At 57.8% G+C, this 6053-nt stretch carries 6 protein-coding genes and 1 tRNA gene; 4 read left to right on the forward strand and 3 right to left on the reverse strand.

What is annotated here, in order from left to right; genetic code table 11:
* Nucleotides 1–28 precede the first annotated feature (28 nt).
* Nucleotides 29–505: an outer membrane protein assembly factor BamE domain-containing protein gene (gene bamE, locus K675_RS30485; protein ID WP_037006356.1), complete on the reverse strand. Its 477-nt coding sequence runs from the start codon at nt 503–505 to the stop codon at nt 29–31.
* Nucleotides 506–824: 319 nt separating this feature from the next.
* Between bamE and mgtE the strand changes: the two genes are divergently transcribed.
* Entirely contained in the window at nt 825–2267 is a 1443-nt protein-coding gene (mgtE, locus tag K675_RS0107625; RefSeq protein WP_017902917.1) for a magnesium transporter, read from the forward strand.
* 124 nt (nt 2268–2391) lie between these two features.
* Here mgtE and K675_RS0107630 read toward each other — a convergent pair whose 3' ends face one another.
* Complete coding sequence (locus K675_RS0107630; RefSeq protein WP_026145013.1) at nt 2392–2718, reverse strand: Arc family DNA-binding protein; 327 nt, start codon at nt 2716–2718, stop codon at nt 2392–2394.
* 574 nt (nt 2719–3292) lie between these two features.
* Here K675_RS0107630 and K675_RS0107635 point away from each other — a divergent pair.
* From K675_RS0107635 to K675_RS0107645, 3 genes are all read left to right on the forward strand, one after another.
* Nucleotides 3293–3369, forward strand: a tRNA-Arg gene (locus K675_RS0107635).
* 189 nt (nt 3370–3558) lie between these two features.
* The gene (locus tag K675_RS0107640) at nt 3559–3927 is read left to right on the forward strand and encodes a helix-turn-helix domain-containing protein (protein ID WP_017902919.1); all 369 of its coding nucleotides are present in this window, start codon (nt 3559–3561) and stop codon (nt 3925–3927) included.
* A 66-nt stretch (nt 3928–3993) separates the two neighbouring features.
* Nucleotides 3994–5538 (forward strand): class I SAM-dependent methyltransferase, encoded by a 1545-nt coding sequence (locus K675_RS0107645; RefSeq protein WP_017902920.1) that lies wholly within the window; start codon nt 3994–3996, stop codon nt 5536–5538.
* A gap of 335 nt (nt 5539–5873) precedes the next feature.
* On the opposite strand, the gene K675_RS33545 is transcribed toward K675_RS0107645, so the two are convergent.
* Nucleotides 5874–6053, reverse strand: a 180-nt coding sequence (locus K675_RS33545; protein WP_232434407.1) for a hypothetical protein, incomplete at its 5' end; no start/stop codon positions are given.

The raw sequence follows: 6053 nt of genomic DNA on the forward strand, positions 1-6053 counted from the left end.
ATGTTGCGGGCTTTCTGCTTTCTGCTTTCTAGCGTTTGACGCATCCTTTCTCATCGAACTGCACCTGGCTGCTGCGGCCTTTCTTCAGGTTGTAATGATAGCGTGTGCTGCTGTTGCCTGTGCTTATCCTGTCCGGCTTGCCCAGGGCGCTCTCCACTTCCTGGCGATTCATGCCGGGGCGCACCTGTTGCTGGATGATGGCCTGGCGTCGTGAGCGTGCATCGAGGAGATTGCCACATCCATCGTCATGTTCGCCTACTACGATCAGCTCCCGGGGTGCTGCAGGTGGTTCCTTGGATGCCGGTTGCCGCCTGGCAGGCAGTACTGTGCTGCCGGGGGCGGTATTGTCTGCGCGTTGTGTCCTCGGGTGGCTGTCGTGCGGGCAGCCCAATGTGGTGAAGGTGATGTGGCCGCTGGCGTCTTCGCAGCGCTGCACCGTTGCGGCGCTTGCAGTGGGCTGGTACAGCGCAAGGGGAATCAGTAGGCAGCAGGTTCTTGGCGGCATCGACGGTCCTCCATGGCAGTCGTTACCCAAGCCTAGTCGCGGACTTTTGCAGCAGGCGTGTGTTTTCTTTTCGGGATGCGTCGTCGAATTGGAAAGTCGCTGAAGAATGTCTGGCTTTTCTCGCAAGCGCTTGTTCTTGCCAAGATTTTTGCCGTTAAAGCGTCTAAGGCAGTGTATGATTGCGCCCGTCAGCCCCGCCGGGGCTTGTGGAAAACCTCCATGGACTTACCCAGTAGTTACTCAGTATCCCGCTTTGCCAATCAAGAATTGACTGATTGATCCTTCCGGCGTGTTCCACTGCTGGGAGTGGAGTTCGCCTATGACCGAAATCGAAGTAAAGAAATCTCAAGAAAGCCTGCAGGACCGCCTGGCTCAAGTCGTCGAGCTTCTGCATCGTCAGCGGGTGGTCGAGGACCTGACTCATCGTCAGGAAGGTCATCATCAGGACCGGGTGGAGAACCTGGTTCACCGGCAGAATCTGGTCGAACTGCAGCGCAAGCTCGATGACCTGCACTCCGCCGACGTCGCCCACATTCTCGAGGCCTTGCCCCTGGATGATCGCCTGACGGTCTGGCAATTGGTCAAGGCCGAGCGCGATGGCGACATTCTGCTCGAAGTATCCGACGCCGTTCGCGAAACGCTGATCGCCGACATGGACGATCACGAGCTCCTGGCCGCGGCCAAGGAGATGGATGCCGACGAATTGGCCGACCTCGCGCCCGAACTGCCACGGGACGTGGTGCACGAGCTGATGGAAGCTCTCGACGGTCAGCAGCGTGAGCGAGTTCGCTCCGCGCTGTCCTATGACGAGGAGCAGGTCGGTGCGCTGATGGACTTCGAGATGGTCACCATCCGTGAAGACGTCAGCCTGGAAGTGGTATTGCGTTACCTGCGTCGGCTCAAGGAGTTGCCGGGACACACCGACAAGCTGTTTGTGGTGGACTATGACGGTGTGCTCAAGGGCGTGTTGCCCATCAAGCGGTTGCTGGTCAATGATCCGGAGAAGCAGGTGGCCGATGTCATGGCCAGTGATCCGGTCAGTTTCCACCCGGACGAGGACGCCTATGACGCGGCACAGGCCTTCGAGCGTTATGATCTCATCTCGGCGCCGGTGGTCGACAAGAACGGCAAGCTGATCGGTCGCTTGACCATTGACGAGATGGTCGACCTGATCCGTGAGGAGAGCGAGAGCGAAGTCCTCAGTATGGCGGGTCTGCGCGAAGAAGAGGATATCTTCGCGTCGGTCTGGAAATCCTTGCGTAACCGCTGGGCATGGCTGGCGATCAACCTGATCACCGCTTTCATCGCCTCGCGGGTGATCGGTCTTTTCGAGGGTTCTATCGAGAAGCTGGTGGCGCTGGCCGCGTTGATGCCTATCGTCGCGGGGATTGGCGGCAACTCCGGCAACCAGACCATCACCATGATCGTACGCGCGATGGCCCTGGATCAGGTCAGTACCGGCAATACTTCGCGGTTGATGCGCAAGGAGCTGGCGGTAGCGCTGCTCAATGGCCTGATATGGGGTGGGGTGATTGGCGTCGTGGCTTATGTGCTGTATGGCAGTTGGTCGCTGGGCGTGGTCATGACGGCCGCGATGACGCTGAACCTGCTGTTGGCGGCCTTGATGGGCGTACTTATTCCCATGACGTTGGCGCGTCTGGGGCGCGATCCGGCGATGGGCTCCAGCGTCATGATCACTGCCATGACTGACAGTGGTGGCTTTTTCATCTTTCTCGGGCTGGCGACGCTTTTCCTGCTCTGAATCTTCGGGCGCAGCCTTTTGGCTGCGCCATTTCCCTCCAGGTTTCCGGATTTTCTCCGGGGCCTTCCCGAATTTGACGCAAAAAAAAGCCAGCACGAGGCTGGCTTGAGCTTTCAGGGATGAATCAGCTGGCGTCTGCGGCCATTTCGGCGTCGTGTGCAATCAGCGACACCAGGGCATTTTGCTGACGATGGGACAGTTGACGGAAGCGTTGCAGCAGCTCGCGCTCATGCAGGGACAGTTCTGGGCTGTCCAGGCGCATGCTGAGCTCGTCGCCCAAGGCACCTTCCTGAATAAGACTCTGCTCCAGGCGTGCAATGATCTCGGAATTCATGCTGCGGTGGTGGTTACGAGCCACGTCGGCGATGCGTTCCCGCATTCCATCGGGCAGACGCACGACGAATTTGTCAGCTGTACGGCTGGAATAAATTGCCTGTTTCAATGGGCGCATAGTTTTAAACCGGTTAGTTCAGGGGAGCGGTTCTCGGAATTGGCCGCAGGATGTCAGTAGGACAGCATGCTTTGCCAAATGTTCAACCTGAATTGAGATGAGGCCCGCATCATGCCTCAAATTTGCCAGATCATTGGCGTCAATTCTGTGACAAATATTGAACTGGATAAAGGCGATATGCCAGCACCAATTATCAGAAATGCGCACTGGTTTGAAAGTTTTTTGCCGGTGCGGTGCTCTGATCGGCCATCCCAAGCCAGTCTGGAGGCTGAAAGCCTTCCTGCCGCATATGCTACGCGGTGATCTGGCCTTTTGCCTCTATTGTTCAAGGATAGTGGCAAATAGCTGATTTGCTAGTGGACGAACGGTCTGCGGCTGGAGGGGCGGTGGCTTTTCCGACCAGTGTGCCTTGGATGGGGCAAAAGGCTGTCCCGGTTATCAGGGGGGCACCGGTGGCTTAGGGCAATCGAGAGGCGGCTTACCGTTAAAAAGCCCATGGATGACATGACAAACGATGGCGTGCCCGTTAACATGCACGCCGTCCTCCATGCCACCTGCTCAGGTGGTGCTCGTTGTCTCAGTAGCTCAATTGGATAGAGCATCCCCCTCCTAAGGGGAAGGTTGGCAGTTCGAACCTGCCCTGGGACACCATATGAATCAAGCCTTGCAGTCTCAGGCGAAGCTCTCGTTGCCTGCACGACGCGTCGTTGCGGCGTCCTGCGCCAACCGTCTCCCTCGCCTGCGCAGATAAATCATGTGTGCACTCAATCCCACGATCAGCATGACCGCGATGGTGCCCTGCGCCCTCAGTTGTATGAATGAAGGCAGGACCTGCCAGGCATGATGAATCCCCTCGAAAACTTGATCGTTCATCTGGTTTCGCGTCTGATCGATCTTACGGTTATCCGGATGCTGCGAGCATGGCTTCGGCAGAGCGCCGCGCCCGGCTGGTTCGGTGGGTTGTCGGACGCGCGTGCCGCCCGTGTGCCGAGAGTCATCCATGGAAGTCCAGGGCAACAATGGCGTATTGACGTGCTGGCGGAAATTGCCGGTATGTCGCGCTCCAATTTCTGTGAGCGCTTCAGCGCATTGGTTGGGCGCTCGCCGCTGCGTTATCAGAACGAAGGGCGGTTGACGCTGGCGAAAAAAGGCGGTTTGGTCGCCATGATTGGCCCCATGATGGCCATCCTCCAATTGTTCTGCTTGTGATGTCTGGCGGCTACCTCTTATATAGAGGGAGTTTTCTGTTATCGACTACCAGGAGGGAAGCAAGCCATGAGTGAAGCGTGGAGCGAAGGTTATTTCACCGATGAGGGGTACACCTACGGCTATAGCCGGGAGATCAACCCGGTCTTCCAGCGCTACTGCTTGTTGTTGCGTGGTTTCGCAACCCTGGAGAGCGCAAATCCCTATCATTGCGAGCTGGGCTTTGGCCAGGGCGTCTCGATCAATATTCACGCGGCGGCGAACCCGGGGGTATATGTCGGGACCGACTTTCATCCGGCACAGGCTGCGCATGCCAATACGTTGGCGGTGGCCAGTGGTAGCAATGCCCGGCTGTATGACGACAGCTTCGAACAGTTGTTGGCACGCAATGACCTGCCGCAGTTCGACAGCATCAGCCTGCACGGTATCTGGACCTGGGTCAGTCGCGATAACCAGAAGTTGATTGTCGAATTCGCCCGGCGGCATCTCAAGCCGGGTGGGTTGCTGTATGTCAGCTACAACTGCTTGCCGGGTTGGTCGCCTTCGGCGCCGTTACGCCAGTTGTTCAGTCTCCACGACCGTTTTGCCTCCAGTGCCTCGACGCCTCCTGCCGAGCGTATAGATGCAGCATTGCAATTCTCCGAGGCCTTGTTGGCGGCAAATCCCCTGTATGCCGATGCGGCCCCTAACGTCGTTGCCAGGCTGCAGAGCATCAAGGGGCAGAATCGCCAGTATGTTGCCCATGAGTATTTCAATCGCGACTGGAACTGCATGTATTTCACCGATGTGGTCGATGCCTTGTCCGCTGCCAAGCTCGACTATGCCACGACGGCTGTGCCGCTCGATTCGGTGGATCCACTCAACCTGACGGGTGAGGGCATGGATTTTCTGGAGGGGATCGAACATTCCATTGTGCGCGAGCAGGCTCGTGATTATTTCGTCAATCAACATTTCCGACGGGACCTGTACCAGCGCGGTGCTATCAGACTATCTACAGCGGAGCAGCGCGAAGGCATGCTCAATACCCGCTTTGTCCTGTTGCAGGCAGCGGAAAGCGTTCCGGCTACCGTCAAGGGGCCAGCAGGTGAGGCGACCTTGCAGTCGGAGATATATGGTCCCGTGCTTGAGGCGTTGGCGGCGAAGGGCTATGTGCCGAAAACCTTGCGGCAGTTGTTGGGGGCTGTGCCTTCGATGGCGTATGGCGACCTGGAGCAGGCGATAACGGTACTGGTTGGCATGGGCGTCGCGGCGCCCTGCCAGAGCGAGGCTGCCGAAAAGCTGGTGCAGGCCAATTGCAGTGCTCTGAACCTGCACCTGTGCAAGCGTTCGCTGTTCAACAATCCTATCCCCAGCCTGGCCAGCCCGGTGACCGGAGGGGGTGTGCCGATCAGTCGTTTCGGGCAACTGTTCCTGATATCGATCATGCAGGGTAAGAAGCACCCGGCTGAATGGGCGCAGTTTGCGTGGGGGATCCTCAGCGCGCAGGGGGAGGGGATAGTCAAGGATGGCCGGGCCCTTACTACTGCCGAAGAGAATACTGCAGAGTTGCTGGCGCAGGCCGAGGCATTTGGCGATAAGTCGCTGGTTATCCTGAAGGCGCTGAAAATCGTGTGAATGCGTCAGGTGGAGGGGCATTTGCCTGCTGTTGCCTGAAGTCGTGAGCAGGATAAGGCTGTCCCCTTGGGGTCGGCCTTTTGCTCTTGTGGGGTATGCTCTGGTTTATTGCTGTTCCGCTTTTGCTTTTCTATAGGGGCCGGCACATGACACGCCCAAGTGTCTGACACTACCCTCTCTTAGGCTCTGTCTGAAAAATCTTGATACTCGGTGATGCTGCGTTGAAAACCGCCTCGGAATGCTCATTTACTCCAGTAAAGTCGGGCGCGACCCCGGCCGTTCCTCGGCGGTTTTCGCCTTGCCTGACCTTCGTCTCAAGACTTTTCAGACAAAGCCTAGGAGCCGGGCTTGCCCGCGAAAGCGTTCTCGCTGGCGGGGTGAGGCTCAAGGGCCCATTCGCGGGCAAGTCGGATCGCCGCACCGCCAGCGCCTACAAGGATGAGCGGGGCTATTGGATCGGTGTTTTTGACCTTTATGACCGAAATCTGAAAATAACGGTTGACGCTCATTCCCAG

Source organism: Pseudomonas fuscovaginae SE-1 (assembly GCF_000364705.1).
Lineage (GTDB): Bacteria > Pseudomonadota > Gammaproteobacteria > Pseudomonadales > Pseudomonadaceae > Aquipseudomonas > Aquipseudomonas fuscovaginae_A.

Excerpts from the sequence above, each read along its gene's own strand:
- bamE (WP_037006356.1), bottom strand. The coding sequence starts at position 505 with ATGCCGCCAAGAACCTGCTGCCTACTGATTCCCCTTGCGCTGTACCAG.
- mgtE (WP_017902917.1), top strand. The coding sequence starts at position 825 with ATGACCGAAATCGAAGTAAAGAAATCTCAAGAAAGCCTGCAGGACCGC.
- K675_RS0107630 (WP_026145013.1), bottom strand. The coding sequence starts at position 2,718 with ATGCGCCCATTGAAACAGGCAATTTATTCCAGCCGTACAGCTGACAAA.
- K675_RS0107640 (WP_017902919.1), top strand. The coding sequence starts at position 3,559 with ATGATGAATCCCCTCGAAAACTTGATCGTTCATCTGGTTTCGCGTCTG.
- K675_RS0107645 (WP_017902920.1), top strand. The coding sequence starts at position 3,994 with ATGAGTGAAGCGTGGAGCGAAGGTTATTTCACCGATGAGGGGTACACC.